We start from the raw sequence: 21,489 nt of genomic DNA, 5'->3' as shown, positions 1-21,489 counted from the left end.
CTTTAAAACATGATTTTAGGCCAGCGTTCCGCCGGCTTATCCCGCAATCGGAGGCGGCGACCCCTGGTATCCACGAAGACGCGTCGACCCTCGCAAAATCATCCAACTCAAATATAAATATTCAGTCATGGAAAATGAGACGCATGAAATGCGCATATTGGCCATAAATGCGGAAACCCATTCCTCAGGAATTGATTTCCCTTGATCCATTCGCGACGACGACGGCCGGTCGGTCAGTGGCGGTTCTTGACGACGACCTTGATGGCGTCCTCGACACGTTCGCGTGCATAGCGCAAGGCCTCGGGCAGATCCTCCATGTCGAAGGTGTGGGTATGGATCCTGGTGGCGTCAAATCGCTTGTCGGCCATGAAAGCATGGGCACGGTGGGTGGCGGATTTACCTTCGCCACGGATGCCGTAGATGTAGATGTTGTTGCGCACCAGATGCGCCACATCGACCTTGTCGGCTTCGTGGGGAAAGGCTGCGAGGCAGATCTTGCCGCCGCGGTTGAGCATCCTGCCGACCGTGTCGATCGCCCCCGGTGCACCCGAGCATTCCAGCACATAATCGACCCCCTTGCCTCCGGTGATCTTCCTGACCGCCTCGACAGCATCTTCCTGGCGAACATTGACCACATGATCGGCGCCCAGTTCGCGCCCCACCTCAAGCCGATTGTCGCGCGTGCCGGTCAGGATCACCGGGTGCGCCCCCAGCGACTTGGCCACCGCGACGCCCAGCAGGCCGATCGGACCGGGTCCACAGACCACGACGCTTTCACCGGCGACCAGGCCGCCCAGTTCGGTCAGACCGTACATCGACGTGCCCGCGGTGACGACCAGCGTCGCTTCCTCGTCGGACATCGTATCGCCGATCTTGATCAGCGTGTTGATGTTGTTGACCGCGTAGGAGGCAAAACCGCCATCCGTCGTGAAGCCATTCGCGCGATGGCCCTTGTCCACATCTCCGTAATTCAGGCCGTAATTCAGGCATGACGTGTACATGCCCATCCGGCAACGCTTGCATTGCCCGCACCCGGCGTGGATTTCCACAGTCACGCGGTCGCCGACGGCGAATTCGTCGACGCCCGGTCCCTGCGCGGCGACGGTGCCCATGTATTCATGGCCGGGCGTGAAGTTCTTGTTGAAGGGCAATCCGCCCTGGATCATCGCGGGCGGGCCGGACGAGATGACGTCAAGATCGGTGGCGCAGATCGCCACGGCATCGATGCGGACCAGGACCTCGGCCCGCCCAGGCACGGGCGTCGGCTTTTCGATTCGTCTGAGTTCGCCAGGCTCGCCCAGAACCCATGCCTTCATGGTTTCGGACACGTTCACGGCCGGGCTGGTCTTGACTCCGGGGGGGGCATACATGGGGCGGCTATCTCTCGATTTCGTCTGTCAGACGGCTTCCGTCAGCCGCACGCTGTCGGGCACCGGCAAGGGCGGATTGGCGCTTTTCTTGAATTCGACGGTTGTGAAAAGCAGGTCGGTATCACCGACGTTCTCGACGCTGTGCAGCATGTGGGTTCCCTCGGGGAACTCGAAATGCCTGGTGTCGCCGGGGAAATGGACGACATCCCTGATCGTGCCGTCCTCGAAATAGCCGCGCGCCTTGCCATGCGCGTGGCAGGTCCAGAAATAATTGAGGACGTGCCGGTGAAAGTTGCAACGCTTGCCGGCGGGCAGATGCAGGTGCCAGACGCGAAGGTCGTCGGTTTCCGATACCAGGACGCTGCCAACGACGCCGCTATATTCGTTGACCTTCATGTCTTCGACAAGTTCGGCCGGCCAATCCGGCAGGAGGTTCTTCGACATGGTCCCGTCTCCTTGCTGTTGATGGTGCGCAGGCGTCAGCCTGGCACGGGCGAGGTATCGACGATCGAGGCACTTCCGAGACTATCGAGAACCCTCTTGCGCGAGCTCTGAACATGGCGTCCCGCCAGCGCGATGGCCTGCCGCTTGTCACCCGCGCGGATGGCGCCGATGATCTCGCGATGCTCGCGCTCGAACTTGTCCAGCGACAGATCGTCAGAGCTTGTCACGCTGACATAGGTCAGCCGGTCGAACTGCTCGATGATTTCCTGCGCGATCATGGCAAGCCGGGCGTTGCCGCAATGCGCCGCGATATAGGTGTGAAAGGCGCGGTTGTAATCGATCCAGGTCGGCAGATCGGGGCTGGACGGCGCCTCGGCGAAATCATCGAGACGTTCAAGAACATCCTTGCTGGCCGTGTCCATCATCAGCGAAATGCACTCGCGTTCGAGGATCAGCCGAAGACCATACATGTCGCGGACGTCGCTGATATCGATCTGGCGTACACGATAGCCCTTGCGCGGCAGAACCTCGATCAGGCCCCGCTGCTCCAGCTTCAGCAATGCGTCGCGGATGGGCGATTTGCTGATCCCCAGTCGCGCCACAAGGTCGCGTTCCTGCAGCATCTGGCCCGGCCGCAGCCGACACATCAAAATCTCGGACCGAAGCTCTTGATAGACGCTGTCCCTCGCCAGATCGCGGGGTTTCTCGGCGCTCTGCATGTTCTGATCATGGTCCCTTCTGCCAGAGAACCCGGATTCGCGGGAACAAACCGCGTCGCGGCTTTTGCAGAAAATGGCATCAGGGACGGCCGAGTGTCAACACTGATATTTCAGTTGACAGCCTCGAGGCGTCTCGCATATCCGCAGGACAAGACCTGACAGGCTGCACGCCCGACCTGATCGATCCGCTTGTCGCCCTGGACAATCAGCGCAATTCCGAAAGGACCAGACCATGGAACCCAAACGTTTCACCGGGCTTCTCGTTCCTGCGATCACGCCCTTCCGGGCCGACCTTTCTCCGGATGGCGACGCATTCGTCGAGTTCTGCAAATGGCTGCTGGCCAATGGCGCGAATGGACTGGCGGTGTTCGGCACCACCAGCGAAGCGAATTCGCTGAGTCTCGCCGAACGCATGGCGCTGCTGGAAAAACTGGTGGCCGCAGGTGTTCCGGCCGACGTTCTGATGCCCGGGGTTGGCCTGCCATCACTGATGGATACGATCACGCTGACCAGACACGCGCTGTCGCTTGGGTGCGGCGGGGTTCTGGCGTTGCCGCCCTTCTATTACAAGCCCGTTTCGGTCGAAGGGCTTTACGCCTGGTATGCCGCGGTCATCGATGGCGTCGGTTCTTCCGAACTGGGGCTGTGGCTGTACCATATCCCCCAGAATACCGGCGTCGGCATTCCGCACGATCTGATCGAGCGGCTGATCCGCGATTTCCCGAACACGGTCCTTGGCATCAAGGACAGTTCCGGCGACTGGCCGAATACCGAGGCGATGCTTCGCCGCTTTCCCGGGTTCAGCATCTTCCCGTCTTCGGAAGCGATGCTTGTGAAATCTCACGCCCTCGGCGGTGCGGGATGCATCACCGCATCCGGCAACCTCAATCCCGGCGGGATCGGCGCATTAATCGATGCCCTTGGCACGCCCGAGGCTGACGCATTGCAGGACAAGGTTGCCCGGCTGCGCACGATCGTGACGGGCTTTCCGTTGATCCCGGCAGTCAAGGCGCTGCTGGCGGCCCAGATGAACGACCCGAGGCTTGCCGTGCTGCGCCCACCGCTGGACGCCCTGCCACAGGCCGATCTCGCTACGCTGCGCAAGCGGATGGCGGATGCGGGCTGGTCCCTGCCGGACGCCTGAGAATCATGAAGGAAGGCGGGGGAACGATCCACCCGGCCGGGCCAGGCAGGCTGTTATCGGCATTGGCCGGACCGAAAGCTCACCCCAGCCGCACGGTCTCGCCGCTGTCGGATGACTGCACGATTGCCTCGTAGACGGCGATGTTGCCGATCAGTTCCGCATCGCTCCAGGGATAGTCGTGCCGCCCTGTCACCGCCTGCGCGAAGGCCGTCAGATTGGACACGACCGCATCGCTCCAGTCCAGAACCTCGCGTTCCGGCGCGCCGCCCTTTCGGCAAAGCGACCATTCGATCTGACCGCCCGGCGTGTCGGGATGGCTGGAATAGCGTGCCTCGGCCCAGCCATCCGCGCCGAATACCGCAAAACGCATGTAGTGCGGCGTGTTGAGGATGGCCTGGAAATGGGCGGTGTTACCCGCCGCGAAGCCCAGTTGGGCAACGACCATGTCTCCGGTCGGCCATCCCAGCGTGCGGTCGCGGACCTGCGCCTGAACCGTCTCGACCGGGCCGAACAGCCAGATCATCAGATCGGTCAGGTGGATGCCCATGCCGGTCATGCCGGCGCCGGGAGACATCGTTTTCGACGTGCGCCACCCGTCCCCCGGCAGTCCGGCAAGCTTGTTGTGGCTGAAGGCGGCCTCGGCGTGCATGATCGTGCCCAGATCGCCAGCCGATACCAGCGCCTTGAGCCGCCGCATCGCCGGATCGAAACGCAGCTCGTGCCCGATCCCCAACACCACGCCGGCTTCCCGGCAGGCCAGGACGGCGCAGCGGGCGCTGGCGGCCGTCATGGCCAGCGGTTTTTCACAAAACACATGTTTGCCTGCCCGCGCCGCCGCGACGACCTGTTCCTCGTGCATCATGTGTGGCGTGGTCAGCACCACGGCCTGCACGCGCGGATCGGACAGCACTCCGTCAAAGCCGCTCACGGCCTCGGCCCCCATGGCGCGGATATCGGCATGAAGCGACTGATCGGGCTCGGCGACGGCCAGGACGCTCAGTCTGTCATGGCCTTGCAGGCGGGTCAGGATGTGACGTCCCCACCAGCCAAAGCCCGCAATCGCGATGTTCAGCATCCCCTTCTTCTCCTCATGCGCGAAGCCAGTTCATCACGGCATCCTGAAAGGCAGCCGGATCCTCCATGGCGGGGATATGGGCCAGGCCGGGCAGAACCGTCAGGCGCGCGCCCGGGGTGGCATCCGCCATGGCCTGCATCGCGGCCACCGGCGCGGCCATGTCCTCGCTGCCAACCACATATCGCACCGGCACGGTCAGCTCACCAAGCCGATGCAGATAGTTCAGCCCCTGCAATGCGCGGGCGCAACCGGCAAAACCCGGCACCGCGGTGGCGAGGATCATGGCCTCGGCCCGCACCCGCAGATCGGCAGAGGCCCTGCCGGTGAACCAGCGTTCCAGCGTGCCCGACACGATGGCAGCCATGCCGCCCCTTTCGATTGCGGCGATCCGATCGTCCCAACTGGCCACGAAAGGCGGCGGATTGTCGGCGCGTGCGTCGCAAACCACCATGCGCCGCACCCGATCCGGATGCGCCAGGCCCAGTCCCAGGGCCGTCATCCCGCCCAGCGACAATCCCATCACGTCGGCGCGGTCGGCGCCGACATGGTCAAGAACCGCCAGCATGTCTTCCACCAGCATGTCGAGATCATAGGGCCCCTGCGGCGCCGTGCTTTGCCCATGTCCGCGCGTGTCATAGCGAACCACGCGATGCGTTTCGGCCAGAAAGCCGATCTGGCCGTCCCACATGTGCAGGTCGGTCGCCAGAGAATTCGACAGCAGGATCCAGGGCTTGCCGACCGGGCCCTCGACCTTGACCGAAAGCCTCGCCTCACCCGATTTCACGATGGCACGGGTCATATCGCGGCCTTCAGCTGATCTTTCTCGGCCTTGTTGACGAGCGGAAGGACCTTCTCCGCCATCAGGATCTTCGAACGTCGCGCCAGTTCCGGGTCGGCCCAGTCATGGCCCGCATAAAGAAGGGTGCCGAATTGCCCGGTCAGTTCGCGGAACGCCAGCAATTCTTCGGCGACCTTGTCGGGGGTGCCGTAGGTCACCAGGCGTTCCATGACGTAATCCAGCGTCACTTCGTCGTCTGACATGCTCTGGTCTTCCTTGAACAGGTTCGCCCGGCCATTCTTCTTGAGCTTGGTCAGAAGCGACCGGTAGTAATACTGATAGGGGCTGTCCGGTCGCGTGACATAATCGCGCGCGGTGGCCATGTCGTCGGCCACGAAGATGCTTTTGGCGACCCGCCAGTTGGCCAGATCGCCCGGCCTTCCGCCCTGCTTGCATCCGTCCAGATAGCAGCCGCGGTGCGAAGCGACCCATTTCGGCATCAGGAAATTCGCCGAGATCGGATCCCAGCCACGTGCAGCGGCGGCGGTGACGCCCTTGGAAAAAGGCGCGACGGCCGTCACGATGATGGGCGGATGCGGGCGTTGCAAAGGCTTGCCGACGATTCCCTGGCCGATCTCGGCCATCAGCGTGCGTTCGGTCGAGATGTTCCAGAAATTGCCGCGCAGATCATAGGGCGCGTCCTTGGACCAAAGTGCCAGGATCATGTCGATCGCTTCGAGAAACATCGCATTGCGGTCGTGGTCGAGGTTGCCGAAGATCTCGGAATCCGACAGCAATCCGCCCGGACTGATGCCGAAGTTCAGACGGCCATCGAGCAGATGATCCAGCATGGCGATCTGCGCGGCGACCTGTGCCGGGTGGTTGTTGGGCAGGTTGACCGTGCCGGTCCCGAGCCGCATCTGCCGCACGCGGCCGGCCAGCGAGGCAATGAAAACCATGCACGAAGTGATGTTTTCTGCCACGTCGGTGACATGCTCGCCGACATATCCCTCTGCAAAGCCCAGTTCGTCGGCCAGGACGAATGCCTCCTGATCCTCGCGCAGGCTCTGGCGCCAATCCTTTTCGAGGGGGTGGATAGGCATGGTGAAAAACCCAAGCTGCATGATTGTCTCCACTGTGTTTGCCCGATCTTACCGACGCGCCGCGCAGCAAGAGAAACGAGAAGGTTTGATGAACGCCATCCGGTTTCGGCATGGCGGGGTGCGTGCTGGGGTCAGTCCTCGGCCATCAACTCGTCCGGATCGACCGGCAGGCGCACCTCACGACCACGCCGCGCCGAGAGATCCATCGCCATGGTCAAAATCAGGTTGCGGTGGCCGTCCTGCGCGGTGGCATGGGGCGTGGGCACGCCCATGCACAGACGCTGATACCAATTGACCGTTTCTTCCCGCATGGGGCCCCAAAGCTGGTTCATGTGCAGGTCGCCCGGCGGATAGCTGGTCAGGAAATCGACATGCCTTGCGGGCGGTTCGTAGCCGTCGGGAACATAGCCGCCGCCTTGCGCGACATTCGTCGCCAGAACCAGGTCGCGATGCGTATCCTCGATATCGATCACGCCCTCGGCCCCGACGATGCCGATCTCCAGCCCGTAGACGGATCCCGGCCAGACCTCGGGCAGGCCCCAGCAGATGTTCATGGAAAAGATCGCACCATCGTCCATCTCGAAGATGCCGAAGGTGGAATCCTTTGTTCCCCACCGCGACATGACCTTGTCGGTCGATTTCGCATAGACCGACACCGGCGTCTTGGCCTCCATCAGCCACATCGACATGTCCAGCGAATGCGTGCCCGAAACCACCATCGGCGTCAGGTGCCGCCGGTTCTGCGTGCGCGAGACGGTGGCGATGGGGACCATCCTGTTCATGAACGCGCGCGTCACCACGGAATGCACCTCACCGATCTGACCGGTGACCAGACGTTCCTTGACGGTCAGGAACCGGCGGCGGAAACGCTGTGTATAGCCCATGACCGCATCCACCCCGGCCTCTTCGATCGCGCGCAGGATGGCCAGCGATTCTCGCGCGTCGGTGGCGATCGGCTTTTCGATGAACAGCGATTGCTTGCGTTCGGCCGCAGCCAGCGTCGGCGCTGCGTGGTTGTTCTCGTCAGTGGCGATGATGACTGCCGAGACCTCGGGGCGGTCAAGCAATTCGTGGAAATCTGTCGTGAAGAAATCCGCCTCGCTGTCGGCCGAAAGCTTTTTACCAAGCCCGCGGTTGGTGTCGCAAAGGCCCAGCCAGCCGATACCCGGATAATCCCGCGCGATGATCGCGCGGATCCGCCCGATGGTGCCACAGCCTATGATGGCGAGACCGACTTCATTCCTTACCGCCATGCGGTTTCCTCCCCTCGCATTTGGCGAAAGGATAAGGAGGCGTATGAACCTGCAGAAATTAAAAGAATCGCTGATGTCTATCAGCGCAGGGTATGGCCGGACCTATCACCGAAGAGAAACACCGCCGCGATGGTCACACCGGCCCCGCCCGGCCGCCCGAATTGCAAAAAGCGCGATCCGGGCAGGACAAGCGCGCCTTCAAGCCGCGCCGGAACAGATGGACATGACCAGTCGCGCCGGCCTGCGCGGCTTGCAGCGGTCGGGTCCGTCGCCTTATCCCTTCGGCTGCGCGCGATCGCCCGCACCCAGATGAACGACCGTTTCTCCGGTGGTCTCGAAGGTCCGCGTCACCTCGCCGGCGTCATAGATGAACAGCATCAGCACCGGCTGGTCGCCGACATTGTGAAAGCAATGCACCTCGCCCCTGGGAATATAGGCGACTTCCATCGGGCCGATGGGACGCCGATGCCCCTGGAACTCGGCTTCGGCGCGGCCCGCGAGAATGACGATCTGTTCATCGCAGTTGTGATAATGCATGGCCACGCTCTTGCCGACGGGCAGCACCGTGGTCCCGGTCGTCACCTGAGCACCGCAAATGTCCGCGTTGCAAAACAGGCGCGTGACGACACCGTTGCCCCGGTCAAATTCGTCGATCGCCTCAAGGTGCCGGATCATGGCGGTCCGGCGCGTCATTCCGGCTGATCCTGCAAGCTTGGCAGGCCGCAAGCCGCGGCGATAGCGCCAAGCTTCTCCAGCAGGGCCGGAGGAACCGGGATCCCATGGGCCAGGCGTTTCTCGCGCACGGACAGGGCGCGTTCGCCCGGCAGGCGGATCGCATCAAAACCGGGCCGGCGCACCGAGCCCGCAATTTCGTCGCCGATGCGCGCCACCTCGGCCTTGAAATGTTCAAGATCGCCAAAGCTGGCGATATCGATGGCCACGACGAAATGCCCGGTATTGGCGACGCTCGAATCGTCGTGGTTGTAGTCGATCACATCGCGCCCGAAGGCGGCCCCGTTCAACGTGCCGGCCAGCAGCCCGAAGATCAGCGCCAGGCCGTATCCCTTGGGCCCGCCGATGGGCATGAGCGTTCCCTCGCCCGCACGCGCGGGATCCGTCAGCGGGTTGCCCTGGGCATCGATCATCCAGTCGGGCGGCATGGTCTCGCCTCGCTGCGCGGCAAGCTTGACCTTGCCATAGGCCGCAACCGTCGTCGCCATGTCCAGCAACACCGGCCTGCGCCCCGCCGCAGGGATGGCCACCGCGATCGGATTCGTACTGAGCAGCATTTCCAGACCGCCCCAGGGCGCCATGTGATTGGCGCTGCCCACGGCGACATAGAATCCGATCATGTCGTGGGCCAGCGGGATCAGGGCATAGACACCCGCCGCGCCCGCGTGATTCGAGTGATGCGCCCCGACCCAGCCGATGCCGTGGCTGCGCGCGCGCCTGACGGCTTCATCGGCGCAAAACTTCATCACCAGATGACCGAACCCGTTGTCGCCATCCACCAGCGCCATCGCGCCCCGCTCGCGCGCGATCCGGATATTGGGCCGGGCGTTGAAGCCGCCGGCGCGCAGGCGCTCCAGATAACGCGGCAGGCGAAAGATGCCGTGACCATCGGCCCCCAGAAGATCGGCCTCGATCATCATCTCGGCAACGATCGCCGCCTCCTGAGGCGGCAAGCCCTCGGCCCCAAGCACCCCGGCGGCAAGGGTCTGCAATCGTTCCGCCGTAACATGCCGCGTCACGCCGGATCCCCCGGTGCTGACCTTGCGCGGCCCGCTGCCTGTGCTGCCTGCATCACGACCTCCGTTCGGGAAAGATTATGAAGAATGCCGACGCAGTTGAAATCATGTTTTCTTCTGGCTCTCATCAGGTTGAAGCACGGTTGATGCGGGCCAGCAGATTTTCTTGTTTCCCCCCCGAAGCCGAACCTGAAAGGATGGCGGCGACTTCCTGTCTGCGAGGACATCATGACCCGACACGTCCTGTCTTTCGACAAAGCGGCGCCGCCGGATTCCCGCCTGTTCCGGCAGGCTCTGGGCCGGTTCTCGACCGGCGTCACCGTCATCACCACCCGCGCGCCAGGCGGTAGCCGCATCGGGGTGACGGCCAATTCCTTCTCGGCCGTGTCGCTGGATCCGCCGCTGATCCTGTGGAGCGTGCGCAACGAGGCGCCGTCCCTGCGCGCATTCCTTGACGCCGGGGTGTTCGCCGTGAACATCCTGACCCAGGAGCAGGCGGATCTGTCGCACCATTTCGCCACCCCCCGGGCAGACAAGTTCGCCGGCATCGCCTGTGCCGACGGGCATGGCGGGTGCCCTGTGCTGAAGGGCGCGCTGGCCTTGTTCGAATGCGATCTCGATCGCAGCATCCCGGCCGGCGATCACGTGATCCTGCTGGGCCGCGTGGTGCGCGCCTCTTTCGACGATGCCGCCAGCCCGCTACTGTTCAGCAGCGGGCGTTATGCGGTGGCGGCACGCCTGCCCAATATCGACGCCAGCAGCGACCTTGCCGCCATGTGGGAGGGTCTTGGTTGAAACCGCCTGGCCCCGACCGCTACCCCCCGATCCCCGAAGTCGACTGGACCGACGCGCAGCGCAGCCATGTAGAGCCCATGCTGGAGGGGCCGCGCAAGGCCATCGTCAGCCCCTTCGTGCCGCTCATGCGTAGCCCCCAACTGATGGACCGCGTGCAGCGCGTGGGCGAATATCTGCGCTATGACAGCGTGATCGGGCGTCGATTGACGGAATTGGCGATCCTGTGCACGGCGCGTTTCTGGGATCAGCCGGTCGAATGGGCGATCCACGCGCCCATCGCCCGGCAAGAGGGCATAGACCCGGCAATCATCGCGGCGCTGGCGGCGGCCCGGACGCCCGATTTCCGGCGCGAGGACGAGCGCGTCGTCCACGCAACGGTCGATGAACTTCTGCGCACCAGACGGCTGTCGGACGCAAGTCATGCACAGGCCCTGCGGCTGTTCGGCGAGCAGGGCGTGATCGATCTGTTCGGGGTCATCGGCTATTACACGCTGCTATCGGTGGTCATGAACGGCGCGCAGACCGCGGCGCCCGACACGACCGCGCCCCCGCTGGTCTAAGCCGCATCAGAAAAGCTGATCATCGCTCTCCAGACAAATCATGACCTTCGCTGTCAGCGATTGCTAGAACCACACAGCCGGGCTTGCACCGGAAAAGCGCAAACGGGAGGAACGACATGAAACAGGTTGAGGTCGCCGTCATCGGCGCCGGTTGGTGCGGCGGCATTCGCGCGGAAACGCTTGCCAACTCGGCCCTGGTGGACAAGCTGCATATCTGCGAGATCCGCCCCGATCGCCTGGAAGAAGTGCGCACCCTGACCCATCCGGCCACGGCAACCACGGACTACAAGGCAATCATCGCCAATCCGGACATCTCGGTGGTCTATATCTCGACCACCCCCGAGCAGACCCATTATCCCATCGCGCGCGACTGCCTGAAGGCCGGCAAGCATGTGCTGCTGGAAAAGCCCATTTCGATGGAATTCTGGGAGGCGGACGAACTGATCCAGCTGTCGCGGGACAACAATCTGAAATTCACGATCGGCTATTCGCAGCGATTCAACACCAAGGTTGCCTACGCGAAGAAGAAGATCGCCGATGGCACGCTTGGCAAGGTGGTCAACGTGATGGTCAGCCGACACCTTTCGCGGTCGCTGGGCAAGAAGATCGCTTCGCGCGTGCGGTTGTCGCCCGCAGCCATGGAATCCACGCATGATCTGGATTTCGTGTTCTGGATGCTGGAACCGGCGAAACCCGTGCGGGTCTATTCGCAGGGGGCTTACGGCTACATGAAGGAACTCAACGGTTCCTACGACACGATGTGGACGACCGTCACCATGGATAACGGGATGCTGGTCGTGATCGGCGGCGGCTGGAACCTGCCACCCAGCTATCCCAATTTCTGCGCGACCTGGATCGAGATCACGGGAACCGAAGGCGCGTTGTTCCTTGACGATACCCACCGCGACAAATGGCTGAACACCGTGTCCGACGGCACCCGCTATCCCATGTCGACGATGCCGGGCGAACAGGTGGACCATGTCTTTGCCGGCCAGATGGGTCCCGAGACGCTGCATTTCCTGGAAAGCGTGCTGCTGGACCGCCCGGTGATGGTTCAGCCGGACCATGCCCGCATGGTCATGGAGACCTATCGCGCGGCAGACCTGTCGGCCGAGATTGGCGCGCCCGTCGATCTGCCGCTGTCGAACAGCTCGATCGCGCAACTTGCCGACATGGCCGAAGCCGACAAACGGGCGGCGGAATGACCCCGCCGCGATGCGGCGTCATCGGTCTGGGCAACATGGGCTGCGGGATCGCAGCCAATCTCGACGCGGCAAGGCTGTTGCACGCCGTCTGGGATACGAACGCCTCTGCCCATGCGCGCTTTCCCGGTGCGCAATCCGGAATCGCGGCGGCGGCCGGCTGCGAAATCGTTCTGCTGGCAGTGCCCGGCAGCGCCCAGATCGCGGCCTTGTTCGAGGCGGGTCTGCTGGACGGTCCGGACGGGCGCGTGATGATCGACCTGACCACCTCGGATCCCGGGGCCACGAAGCTTCTGGCGGACCGTGCCGCGGTCGCCGGGGTCGAGTATCTGGACGCGGGCATGAGCGGCGGCGCCGCTGGTGCCGCGACGGGGCGACTGACGCTGATGATCGGCGGCGCGCCCACGGCACTGGCGCGCGTCCGCCCGGTCCTCGACCTGATCGCCACGCAGATCTTTCACCTCGGCCCCTCGGGCGCCGGGCATACGATGAAGCTCATCCACAACATGATCTGCCACACCATCTTTCTGGCCACGTCCGAGGGCTGCCGCGCCGCCGAACGTGCGGGCATTCCGCTGAATCGCGCGGTCGAGGTGCTGAATGCCGGCAATGCCCGCAGCTTCGTCAGCGAACGGCGCTTTCCCGACCATATCGTCAGCGGCGGCTTCGACGGACGCTCGGAGGCGGGCAACCTGGCCAAGGATCTTGCCATGGCCAGGACGCTTTTCGACGATCTGGAACAACCGTCGGCCTATGTCGGCCTGACCGCGGACCTGCTGGCACAAGCCGGGCAGGAAGGTCTGCTCGGTCAGGATTTCACCCGGCTTTATCCAGCCTATGACGCGCTGGTCCAATGCTGGAGAAACGGCTGATCGCAAGGGAAGACCGGCGGCCCCGCCAGGACCGCCGGTCATGCGTCAAAAGGCGTCCTGCTACTATCCGCCGAACGAATCCACCAGCGCCTTGTAGCGTTCGGCCTGCTGCTGACGAACCTGGTCGTACTCGGCCCCGTCCATCATCGAGGCGTTCTCGCCCAGCCGGCCAAGAAGCTGCCGATAGGTCGGATCCTCGTTCAACTTGGCAAAAGCGTCACGCAGGATCTTGAGACGGTCTTCGGGAACGCCCGCCGGTGCCAGAACGACGCGCTGCATGACGCCGATGTCCGACACCATGTCGTAGCCCAGATCGGAAGTTGTCGGCACGCCGTCGAGAAGTGGCTCTTCGCCGACGACCAGCAGCGGGCGCAGGTCCTGCCCCGCCAGAACCGAGGAGAATGCAAAGGTGAAGTCGATGTCGCCCGCCAGCAGCGCCTGGATCACCGGGCCGCCGCCCTGATACGGGATCAGCGTGACATCGGCGCCCGCCTCTTGCATGAGCGCAAGCCCCGGCACCATGAAGGCCCCCCAGTTCCCGCTGTGACCGAACCGCAATTCGCCGGGATTGGCCCGGGCATATTCGATCAACTCCTCGAATGTCTGGAAGGGGCTGTCGTTGCGCACCACCAGCACGGGCTGTGCGGTGTTGGTGCGGGAAACCGCCACGAAATCCTCGTTCGGGGTATAGGGCAGCTTGGTGACGAATTGCTGCAATTCGTCGATGAAGTTATGTGTGAACAGCAACGTATAGCCATCGGCGGGCGCCGAAGCCGCCGCGGCGGTGCCGGTCTGTCCGCCCGCCCCCGGCATGAGTTGCACCACCACCGGCTGGCCCAGGATCTGCGGCAGTACCGAGGTGATTACCCGCGCGTTCAGATCATGCGAACCGCCCGCACCAAGCGGGATGATCATGGTGATCGGTCGGTCGGGATAGGTCTGGGCGGTTGCCGCCGTTCCTGCCAGTCCCATTGTCACGGCGATCGCAAGGATCGCATTTCTTATCATTCCCATCGTGGGTCCTCCTCCTGTGAATGGTTCGTCACTTGCATCGCGCGACCCTATCGAAGCGCGCGCCTCTGCTTGCTCTGCCGGTAGCCAAGCCAGATGATCAGCACGGGGGTCAGCAACAGGATCGCAAGCGCGATCGGTCGCGTGCCGATCAGGTAGCCCGGCAGATCGCCCCGAGACAGCATCATGGATTGTGCCAACGCGTATTCCAGCGGCGGCGTCAGGATGAAGCCCATGACCAGGGGCGTGACGTCGAAACGCAGTTTGCGCGCCACATATCCGAACAGGCCAAAGCCGATCATGAAATAAAGGTCCATCGGATTCGACCGATAGACATAGGTTCCGCCCACCGCGAAGATCAGCATCAGCGGCACCAGATAGGCCTTGTTGATACTGACCACGCGGGCAAAGATCGGCGTCAGCAGATAGCCGATGACAAGCAGCAGCACGCAGGCCAGCAGCATCGAGAACAGGATCGCATAGACCAGCACGCCCTGTTCCTGAAACAATTGCGGACCGGGCCGCAGCCCCTGTGCCACGAAGGCACCCAGCAGGATGGCGGTAATGTTGTCGCCCGGGATGCCCAGCGTCAGCAGCGGCACCATGGTCGGGCCGTTCACCGCGTTGTTCGCGGCTTCCGGGGCGGCCACACCCTCGATATCGCCCTTGCCGAAGGTTTCGGGATGCGACGACGCGCTCTGGGCGGCCGAATAGCCCATGAAGGCCGCCACCACCTGGCCGACGCCCGGAACCATGCCGATGAAACCGCCAATCGCGGTAGAGCGCAGGATCGTGCGTCGGCATGTCATCAGTTCGTGCCAGCGCAAAGGCTCTCCCTGGGCCTTGGTATGGCTTGGATCGACGACGCTGGCGCGGCGATGTTCGATGGCGAAAAGGATCTCGGGGATGGCGAACAGGCCGATGATCAGGGGTAACAGGTCGATGCCGGCCTGCAGCGGATAGAAGCCGAAATCGAAGCGCGCCATCGCGCCCACCGGGTCCTGGCCGATCGTGGCCAGGAACATGCCGATCAGCAGCATGACCATGCCCTTGAGAAAACTGCCCGTGCTGGAAACCACGATGATCAGCAGACTCAGCAGAAGAATCGCCGAGATTTCGGGCGGGCCGATCATCAGGGCGATCATCGCGATCAGGCCGATCACCAGGATGGTGCCGAAAGACGACAGGAAATCACCCACGGCAGAGGCGACCAGCGCGATTTCCAGCGCCTTGCGGGACTGTCCCTTGCGGGTCATGGCCGGCCCGTCCAGCGTGGTCGCCATCGAGGCACCGGTGCCCGGAATGTTCACCAGGATCGCAGGAATGCTGCCGCCGAAGATGCCGCCCTTGTAGACGCCGATGAGAAACGGAATGCCCAGGATCGGCTCCAGAAAGAACGAGATCGGCAGAACGATCGCCATCGCCATGACCGTGGTGAACCCGGGCAGCGCGCCGACCAGCATTCCCAGGACGAGGCCGCCGGAGATCATGAAAAGCACATCGAGACGCATCAGCATCAGCGTCGCTTCGGTCAGCATGTCGAACATCGTCATCCCCAGGGAAATGGTGGCAGCGAGACGCTGAGAAACCGGGTAAAGAGATAATAGATGGCCAGAGGTGCGGCGATCCCGGTCAATCCGATGCCGACCAGATTGCGCGAGCCGTAATAGAACGAGATGGCCGTTGCCACGCCCATGCTGGTGGCGACGTAGCCCAGCGGACGCAGAAGCGCGACATAGGCCAGCATAGCCGCCAGCACCACCGCGAGGTTGACATAGGCCGAGACGGGAAGGCCGCTGAACCCGTTGATCTGCTGCATCGACAGGCTGGCATAGAAATAGCATGCGCCGATGAAGATCATGCCGATGGCGATCAGTTGCGGAAACAGCTTGGGACTGATCCCGACGCTGCTGCGTCCGAAGAAGCTTGGCGGTTCGGCGACCTGATACGGCACCAGAACCCATATCAGGATTCCAAGCGCCACGACCGCAAGCGCCACCGCGGAGTTGAAATTGAGCCGCGCCATAACGCCGCCCGTCCGCGCTAGTTCGCGTTCCATCCGGTTGTCCTTCCTCCTTGCGTCATGCTGCCAGCACCATCGCGATCCAGACGATCAGCGGCAGGCCCGCCAGCGTTCCCACCGTCGAGACGACGATCGTGCCGGCCACCTTTTCGGGGGAATGGCCGTAGCGTTCGGCAAAGATCACGCTGACCACCGCCGCCGGCATGGTGGCCATGATCCAGACCACCCCGGCCTCGGCTCCGCCGAGATCCAGCGCAAGGATCAGCCCGACGCCGGCAACCGCCCCCACGCCGAAACGCATCACTGCCATTGCCGCGGCCAGCTTCAGATCCGCGACCGTCAGCCGCGACAGCGAGACACCGAGCAGGATCAGCATGGTCGGAATGACGATTCCGGCCAGCAGTTCCGTGGTCCTGGCAATCCAGCCCGGCACCGTGACACCGCTGAGCAGAACGAAGACGGTGATCGCGCTGGCATGGACCACCGGCTGGCGCAGAAACGCCCTCGGGTCGAAGCGGCCGGCGCTGACGACATGTCCAAGCGTGTTCTGAGAGATTGCCACGACGGTGAAATACACGATGCCCAGCGTCAGCCCTTCGGCGCCGAAGGCCATGGAAGCAAGCGGCAGGCCCATGTTGCCCGAATTGCCATGCATCGCCACCAGCAGATAGGTGTTGAGCGGTTGCCCAGCGATGCGAAGCGCCAGGGCCCCCAACGCACTCGATGCCGCGATGACCAGAATCGCCGCCAGCACCATCTTGCCCATCTCCGACAAGGCCGCCCCGGTCCCGGTCAGGGTAGAGAAGATCAGGCAGGGCGTGCCGACCTGCAGCACCAGTGCGCCGATCGTCCGCGCGTCGAAGGGCATCTTGAAGCGCGCCCAGAGATAGCCAAGGCCGATGATGACGAAGAGCGGCGCGGTGACCGCCAGGATCGCAGGAAGCAAGGCGTGGCATCTCCATCACTCGATAGGCAGGTTGCGCCGCATTCATGCCGGGCGCTCGCAATTGGCGTTGCGTTCCATCACGCGGCAGACCGCCGCGGCGTCCAGATGCGCCAATCCCTGCGCGGCGGCGGCGTGGTAGAACTGCAAGGCGGCCTGATACAGCGGAATCGGCATTCCGACGCTGACCGCGTGATCGGAAATGATGCGCGAATCCTTCAGCGGCACCGAGAAATTCATGCCTTCCCGGGCATAGTCGTTCTCGGCCATCAGCTTGCCACGCACCTCGAACATGGCCGAGCTGGATCCGCTGCCGCTGATGACCTCGTGGAACAATTGCGGGTCCAGGCCGGACTTGATCGCCAGCACCATCGCCTCGGCTGCGACGGTATTGTGAACCAGGTTGAGGATATTGCCGCAGAACTTCATCTTCGAGCCGTTGCCGAAGGCGCCGACATAATGTTCTTTTCGGCAGAAGGTCAGCAGCGTCCCGCGCACCGTGTCATAATCGTCGCGCTCACCACTGCAAAATGCCGTCAGCTTCCTGTCCAGCGCCATGATCCGGTTGCCGCTGATCGGACAATCCAGAAGGCGCCGTCCCGCGCGCATCAGAATGTCGCGCGCCGTCTCCTTGTCGGCGATGGAAAGCGTGCTCAGATCGACAACCAGTTGGCCGCCGACCCCGCCGGTTTCGGCAAGTTCGGTGCAAACCGCATGCATCGCGGCGCCATTCGGCAGACAGGTGAAGACGAGATCGCACCGCCCGCCGACCTCGGCGAGATCCGTGGCCAGCGCCAGGCCGTCGGCCAGCGCCGTTTTCCGGGCCGCCATCGACATGTCATGAGCCAGCACATCTGATCCGCTCGCGACGATGTTGCGTGCGATGGCGTTGCCCAGCACGCCAAGCCCTATGAAACCGATCCTGTGCGGCACGGTTGCCTCCCCTCACCCTTCGGTTCCCTGCGGCCCTGGATCGCCCGCATTCCGACATTCCGCGGGGCCCGATCTTGCGCGGAAACGCATTTTCGTCGCGCACCTGAAATATCAAATGGCGTCCTCATCCTGTCAAGCTGGCGGCTAGAACGGGCTTTCACCTCTGATTTCATCAAGTGGAGCAGCATGAAACACCATCAGACTTGCCGAACGAATCCCGGACCTTTAGATATTTCTAACGTGCTTCACTTGCGTGAGACATCACAATGCTCACTGGAGACAATCTGAAAACCTGATGGCAAGTGAGAGGGGGCCGTTCCGGTCCGCAAGCACCACAAGAGGAGGAGATGAAGAATGGATACGCGATGCAGCCTGAGGGACATATCGATCTTCGTCGCGGCCTATGAGGAACGATCCTTCACCGCCGCGGCCGAGCGCGAGAACGCCACGCAATCGGGCGTGTCGCAGCATATGCGGAATCTGGAATACATGCTTGGCGTGCAACTTTTCCTGCGCGAACGCGGCGGTGTGACGCCCACTCCGGCAGCCGACAGTTTCTACCGCAACTGCCTCGAGGTGCTGCGTGTTCATGCCTCGGCGCGCCGCGATGTGACGCGTTTCGCCAAGAGCGAGACGGGCGAGATCCATGTCGGCCTGATGCCGACCATCACCAGCCGCGTTCTCTCGCCCGTTCTCGACAGGTTCCTGAGGGAATCACCGAACGTGAACGTCCGCATCACCGAAAGCTACAGCGCCAGCCTGACGCAAACGGTGCAGGCCGGCGAACTGGATTTCGCCATCGTGCCCTCGGACAGTTCCGCCACCGGATTGCGCGGCAGCTTCTTCGTGCGCACGCCCGAGGTTCTGGTGTCGCGCGCAGGCGGCGATGTCGGGCCGCTGACACCCGTCTGCCTGCGCGATCTGGCTCCGCTCAAGCTGGTCGTTCCGGGGGGCAACAACATCCGCCGGCACACGATAGAAAGCTATTGCACGACCAATGCCATCCGGATCGGCCAGTTGCTTGAGCTGGACACGATGCTCGGCACGCTGGATTTCGTGGCCAACAGCGATTGGGTGACCATCCTGCCCGCCGTCATGATGGCAGAAGACGGCGGGCATCGCGCCCTGAGCGTGAACCCGATCATCGGGCCAGAGATGCATATCGACCTGATGCTGATCGAACCCATCCGTCGCCCGATGAGCAACCTTGCCGCCCGTTTCGCTGACCTCCTGCGAACAGAGGCGCAACATGTCAGCGCGGCCTGGAGCAGCGAGGGGCTGCGCCTTGTCCAGCCTGCGCGTCCGGCCGCGGTGGCCCCGCGCTGATCCGGGTTGCGGCGGCGACAGCGATGGATCGGAGAAACTGCGCCAGAGGGCAAAGGCCCGGGGGAAAATGACCGCGGGCAAGGTCGTTGCCACGGCGCCATCGCCAACCCCACGGGCGATCCGCACCGGCGGGACAGGACCATCCACGGGACCTGTCGCATGGGGTCACGCCACTGGGCGCAACGGAATGTCAGGCTCGTTCCAGCCGCATCAGCAAGGCCGCCATCAGTTTCGCCCGCGTGGTCAGGCTGTCCACGCGAATGTGTTCACCGAGCGTATGCAGCCCGTCGCCCAGCACGCCAAGCGAATCCAGAGTGGGGATCCCCATCGCGCCGGTAAAATTGCCGTCGGATCCGCCACCCTGACTGCGGCCCTTCATCTCGAAGCCAAGTTCCTTCGCGATGTCCCTGGCAATGTCAAAGATCCTTGCCGTTCCAGGCGTGTCGGGTTCCCAGACGGGCCGGGTGACGCCACGTTCGACGATGAACTCCACGCCGTTTTCGCTTCCTTGCAGGGCCAGCATCCGCTGGACGCCGCTGTCCAGATCATTCTGGCGCTTCGCCATGCTCAGCGCCTCGGCCTCGCAGCTTGACGACACGCAATTGACCCATTGCCCCGCTCGGATCACCCCGACGGAAAACGTGCAATCCGGTCCGGTCATGTCCTCGATCTCGATGATGCGACGCGCCATCGCGGCGATGGCGGATTTGCCGTCCGAGAGCCGCGCACCGGCATGGCTGGGCCGGCCCTTCGTCTTCAGATTGAACCGCGCGATGGCATAGCGTCCGATCGTCACCCCGCCATCGTCATGGCCCGGCTCGGGGACCAGAACATAGGCATTGCGCGCCGCCTCCGCCTCGATGAGATCGCGGGTCGAGGGTGTGCCGACCTCCTCGTCGGGCGTGAACAGCACCGTCACCGGCAGCGGCGTCTGCATCCCCGCCCTGGCAAGCTGGCGGATCGCCTCCAGCGCGATGTAGTTGCCGCCCTTCATGTCCATGAGCCCCGGCCCATAGCAAATATCGCCCTCGCGCCGGAAGGGCAGCACATCCAGCGTGCCGATCGGATGAACGGTGTCCATATGCCCCGAAATCATGATCCCGGGCTTTCCCCTGTCGGGATGCGGAAAACGCGCGCGCACCGATCCGCCAAAGCCCATGCGGCCGGGAATACGCTCGACCTCGGCGCCCATCGTGGCCATGTCATAGGCCGCAAGATCCATCATCCGGTTGACGGCGACGGCGTCCCAGGTGGGGCTTTCACACTCGATCCAGGGGGCCAGGCCCTTCAGCATGTCGTCGGTGTCGAAGGGCAGTTCCAGCGGGTTCATGCGATGTCCTTTCAGGCGGCAAGGCGGCGTTCGACGATGCGCGCCATGATCGAGGCGCCGACAGGCAGCACCTGCGGGTCAAGGAAGAAGCCGGGATTGTGCAACCCGACCGTGCCGGAATGGCTGATCCGGCAATAGGCTCCGGGAACCACCTTCAGCATGTCCGCGAAATCCTCGGATCCCGTGGCGGGCTCTTCGTCGCCACAGATGTTTTCAGCCCCGACGATATCGGCGGCGGCTTCCAGATAGGCATCCGACAGATCGCCGTCGTTCATCAGCACGTCGAAGATGTTGCGCAGGTCGATGTCGATCTCGACCCCGTAGCCCCTCGCGAAGCCCGCGCAAAGCTCCTTCATCCGGGTTTCGGTCAATTCGCGGACCTCATCCTTGAAATAGCGGATCGTGCCCGCCAGCGTGGCGGTGTCCGGCACGATGTTATAGGCCGATCCGGAATGCATCTGCGTCACCGACAGCACGCAGGTATCCAGCGGGGCCACGTTTCGCGCGACGATGGTTTGCAGACTGTTCACAAGCGCGCTTGCGATCACCAGCGGGTCGCGCGATTGCTGCGGCATGGCGGCATGGCTTCCCTGGCCCTGCACGGTGATGTCGAAGAAGGACGCCCCCGCCATCGCCGCGCCCTTGCAGATGCCGACCTTGCCGGGTTGGCCATTGGGCATGTTGTGCATTCCGTAGATTTCGTCGCAGGGAAAACGCTCGAAAAGGCCATCCGCCAGCATCCCCCGCGCACCGCCGAGACCCTCTTCGGCGGGCTGGAAGATCAGCACCGCGGTGCCCGCGAAATCGCGCGTGGCCGCAAGGTGCTTGGCCGCGCCCAGCAGCATCGTGGTGTGGCTGTC

Annotated in this window: 22 protein-coding genes; 6 read left to right on the top strand and 16 right to left on the bottom strand. The window is 63.4% G+C overall.

Annotated elements, in window-relative coordinates; all coding sequences use genetic code 11:
* Positions 1 to 233: 233 nt before the first annotated feature.
* Genes B4A72_RS10600 through B4A72_RS10590 form a run of 3 tightly spaced genes read right to left on the bottom strand, consistent with a single transcriptional unit; the run spans position 234 to position 2,533 of the window.
* Positions 234 to 1,370: a zinc-dependent alcohol dehydrogenase gene (locus B4A72_RS10600; protein ID WP_292957357.1), complete on the bottom strand. Its 1,137-nt coding sequence runs from the start codon at positions 1,368 to 1,370 to the stop codon at positions 234 to 236.
* Between the two features lie 27 nt (positions 1,371 to 1,397).
* On the bottom strand, positions 1,398 to 1,814 hold the full coding sequence (locus B4A72_RS10595) for a cupin domain-containing protein (protein WP_292957354.1): 417 nt from the start codon (positions 1,812 to 1,814) through the stop codon (positions 1,398 to 1,400).
* A gap of 35 nt (positions 1,815 to 1,849) precedes the next feature.
* Complete coding sequence (locus B4A72_RS10590) at positions 1,850 to 2,533, bottom strand: GntR family transcriptional regulator (protein ID WP_292957351.1); 684 nt, start codon at positions 2,531 to 2,533, stop codon at positions 1,850 to 1,852.
* Between the two features lie 232 nt (positions 2,534 to 2,765).
* Here B4A72_RS10590 and B4A72_RS10585 point away from each other — a divergent pair, with 232 nt between their 5' ends.
* Complete coding sequence (locus tag B4A72_RS10585; protein ID WP_292957348.1) at positions 2,766 to 3,677, top strand: dihydrodipicolinate synthase family protein; 912 nt, start codon at positions 2,766 to 2,768, stop codon at positions 3,675 to 3,677.
* Between the two features lie 79 nt (positions 3,678 to 3,756).
* Here the strand turns inward: B4A72_RS10585 and B4A72_RS10580 are convergent, their stop codons facing one another.
* The 6 genes from B4A72_RS10580 to B4A72_RS10555 form a co-directional block, all read right to left on the bottom strand.
* Positions 3,757 to 4,752 carry a Gfo/Idh/MocA family protein gene (locus B4A72_RS10580; RefSeq protein WP_292978543.1) on the bottom strand — a complete coding sequence of 332 codons (996 nt, stop codon included), beginning with the start codon at positions 4,750 to 4,752 and terminating at the stop codon, positions 3,757 to 3,759.
* A 13-nt stretch (positions 4,753 to 4,765) separates the two neighbouring features.
* Entirely contained in the window at positions 4,766 to 5,551 is a 786-nt protein-coding gene (locus tag B4A72_RS10575; RefSeq protein WP_292957281.1) for an alpha/beta fold hydrolase, read from the bottom strand.
* Positions 5,548 to 6,654: an LLM class flavin-dependent oxidoreductase gene (locus B4A72_RS10570; RefSeq protein WP_292957278.1), complete on the bottom strand. Its 1,107-nt coding sequence runs from the start codon at positions 6,652 to 6,654 to the stop codon at positions 5,548 to 5,550. Before B4A72_RS10570 ends, B4A72_RS10575 begins: the two co-directional genes overlap by 4 nt.
* Positions 6,655 to 6,764: 110 nt before the next feature.
* On the bottom strand, positions 6,765 to 7,886 hold the full coding sequence (locus B4A72_RS10565; protein WP_292957275.1) for a Gfo/Idh/MocA family protein: 1,122 nt from the start codon (positions 7,884 to 7,886) through the stop codon (positions 6,765 to 6,767).
* A 273-nt stretch (positions 7,887 to 8,159) separates the two neighbouring features.
* Entirely contained in the window at positions 8,160 to 8,561 is a 402-nt protein-coding gene (locus B4A72_RS10560; RefSeq protein ID WP_292978541.1) for a cupin domain-containing protein, read from the bottom strand.
* A gap of 14 nt (positions 8,562 to 8,575) precedes the next feature.
* Positions 8,576 to 9,637 carry an Ldh family oxidoreductase gene (locus B4A72_RS10555; RefSeq protein WP_292978539.1) on the bottom strand — a complete coding sequence of 354 codons (1,062 nt, stop codon included), beginning with the start codon at positions 9,635 to 9,637 and terminating at the stop codon, positions 8,576 to 8,578.
* Between the two features lie 225 nt (positions 9,638 to 9,862).
* On the opposite strand from B4A72_RS10555, the gene B4A72_RS10550 reads away from it, so the two are divergent.
* The 4 genes from B4A72_RS10550 to B4A72_RS10535 all read left to right on the top strand — a co-directional run bounded on the left by B4A72_RS10550 (position 9,863) and on the right by B4A72_RS10535 (position 13,063).
* Positions 9,863 to 10,429 carry a flavin reductase family protein gene (locus B4A72_RS10550; RefSeq protein WP_292957267.1) on the top strand — a complete coding sequence of 189 codons (567 nt, stop codon included), beginning with the start codon at positions 9,863 to 9,865 and terminating at the stop codon, positions 10,427 to 10,429.
* Positions 10,426 to 10,989 carry a carboxymuconolactone decarboxylase family protein gene (locus tag B4A72_RS10545; RefSeq protein ID WP_292978537.1) on the top strand — a complete coding sequence of 188 codons (564 nt, stop codon included), beginning with the start codon at positions 10,426 to 10,428 and terminating at the stop codon, positions 10,987 to 10,989. Before B4A72_RS10550 ends, B4A72_RS10545 begins: the two co-directional genes overlap by 4 nt.
* Positions 10,990 to 11,105: 116 nt before the next feature.
* Positions 11,106 to 12,194 carry a Gfo/Idh/MocA family protein gene (locus B4A72_RS10540; RefSeq protein ID WP_292957261.1) on the top strand — a complete coding sequence of 363 codons (1,089 nt, stop codon included), beginning with the start codon at positions 11,106 to 11,108 and terminating at the stop codon, positions 12,192 to 12,194.
* Positions 12,191 to 13,063 carry an NAD(P)-dependent oxidoreductase gene (locus B4A72_RS10535; protein ID WP_292957258.1) on the top strand — a complete coding sequence of 291 codons (873 nt, stop codon included), beginning with the start codon at positions 12,191 to 12,193 and terminating at the stop codon, positions 13,061 to 13,063. The genes B4A72_RS10540 and B4A72_RS10535 overlap by 4 nt, the downstream gene beginning before the upstream one ends.
* Before the next feature lie 63 nt (positions 13,064 to 13,126).
* On the opposite strand, the gene B4A72_RS10530 is transcribed toward B4A72_RS10535, so the two are convergent.
* The 5 genes from B4A72_RS10530 to B4A72_RS10510 are packed head-to-tail and all read right to left on the bottom strand — an operon-like array spanning position 13,127 to position 17,973.
* On the bottom strand, positions 13,127 to 14,077 hold the full coding sequence (locus B4A72_RS10530; RefSeq protein ID WP_292957256.1) for a Bug family tripartite tricarboxylate transporter substrate binding protein: 951 nt from the start codon (positions 14,075 to 14,077) through the stop codon (positions 13,127 to 13,129).
* A 47-nt stretch (positions 14,078 to 14,124) separates the two neighbouring features.
* Entirely contained in the window at positions 14,125 to 15,627 is a 1,503-nt protein-coding gene (locus B4A72_RS10525) for a tripartite tricarboxylate transporter permease (RefSeq protein WP_292957254.1), read from the bottom strand.
* Positions 15,624 to 16,133 (bottom strand): tripartite tricarboxylate transporter TctB family protein, encoded by a 510-nt coding sequence (locus tag B4A72_RS10520; RefSeq protein WP_292957251.1) that lies wholly within the window; start codon positions 16,131 to 16,133, stop codon positions 15,624 to 15,626. Before B4A72_RS10520 ends, B4A72_RS10525 begins: the two co-directional genes overlap by 4 nt.
* A gap of 22 nt (positions 16,134 to 16,155) precedes the next feature.
* Positions 16,156 to 17,043, bottom strand: a complete 888-nt coding sequence (locus B4A72_RS10515; RefSeq protein WP_292957248.1) for an AEC family transporter — start codon at positions 17,041 to 17,043, stop codon at positions 16,156 to 16,158.
* Between the two features lie 42 nt (positions 17,044 to 17,085).
* Positions 17,086 to 17,973, bottom strand: coding sequence for an NAD(P)-dependent oxidoreductase (locus tag B4A72_RS10510; protein ID WP_292957245.1), 888 nt, complete (start codon positions 17,971 to 17,973; stop codon positions 17,086 to 17,088).
* 354 nt (positions 17,974 to 18,327) lie between these two features.
* Between B4A72_RS10510 and B4A72_RS10505 the strand changes: the two genes are divergently transcribed.
* Positions 18,328 to 19,299 (top strand): LysR family transcriptional regulator, encoded by a 972-nt coding sequence (locus B4A72_RS10505; RefSeq protein ID WP_292957242.1) that lies wholly within the window; start codon positions 18,328 to 18,330, stop codon positions 19,297 to 19,299.
* Positions 19,300 to 19,489: 190 nt separating this feature from the next.
* Here B4A72_RS10505 and B4A72_RS10500 read toward each other — a convergent pair whose 3' ends face one another.
* A complete protein-coding gene (locus B4A72_RS10500; protein WP_292957239.1) occupies positions 19,490 to 20,629 on the bottom strand; it encodes a M20/M25/M40 family metallo-hydrolase in 1,140 nt (379 codons plus the stop codon).
* Between the two features lie 11 nt (positions 20,630 to 20,640).
* The coding region (locus B4A72_RS10495) for an amidohydrolase (protein ID WP_292978535.1) at positions 20,641 to 21,489 on the bottom strand (849 nt) is incomplete at its 5' end.

This window comes from Paracoccus sp. UBA5162, from assembly GCF_002413585.1.
In the GTDB taxonomy this organism is placed as follows: domain Bacteria; phylum Pseudomonadota; class Alphaproteobacteria; order Rhodobacterales; family Rhodobacteraceae; genus Paracoccus.
The sequence above is the reverse complement of the archived record's forward strand: the minus strand, read 5'-3'. Positions and strand labels throughout refer to the sequence as shown.